We start from the raw sequence: 622 nt of genomic DNA, 5'->3' as shown, positions 1-622 counted from the left end.
GGGTTAAGTGACAAAAAGTGTGTCTGATTTTCAGCCTATTTGCTGGTCAGGCCGCATAAAACGGGCTTATATAAGGTTCCAGACCTTATTCAGGCCCGTTTCTTGCTCAATCCACCGGAATGGCTCCTGCATGTGGTAACAGGGGCCTGGTTGTCTTTCTGGGTGACTCCAAACAGACCCCGATGCCCTATATGCGCTGGGCAAATGAAGAAAAACGGCACCACAACCAAAGGGACAACCAGGTGGCGATGCAAAAACCCTGACTGCGGATGCTCAACAACACGACACCGCCCCGATCAGACCCACACCCGGGATTTCAAAGCGTTTCACACCTACGTCACCGGCACTGCTTCTTTAACCAAGGTGGCCGACACCTTGAATGTCTCCCGGCGCACACTCGACCGCCGGTTCACCTCATTGTGGCTTATCGATGTCCCTAACACCCCCGATCCCAACCGGGTCTACGACCAAATCTTCATCGACGGCACCTACACCGACGCTGGCTGCTTACTTGTGGCAGCCAGCCACGACCACGTCATCGCATGGCACTGGACACAACGCGAAACCGCCCACGCCTACACCCAACTACTCAAAAACATCGCCCCACCACTATGCGTTGTCC

1 protein-coding gene is annotated in these 622 nt (G+C 54.8%); it reads left to right on the top strand.

The genetic code is table 11. From position 1 onward, the window contains the following. Positions 1-162 precede the first annotated feature (162 nt). A partial coding sequence (locus QP995_RS10815) for a transposase-like zinc-binding domain-containing protein (protein WP_502869806.1) occupies positions 163-622 on the top strand: 460 nt, incomplete at its 3' end.

It is taken from the genome of Corynebacterium sp. MSK032 (assembly GCF_030232065.1).
GTDB classification, from domain to species: Bacteria; Actinomycetota; Actinomycetes; order Mycobacteriales; family Mycobacteriaceae; genus Corynebacterium; species Corynebacterium jeikeium_D.
This window is presented reverse-complemented; position numbering and strand designations above follow the sequence as displayed.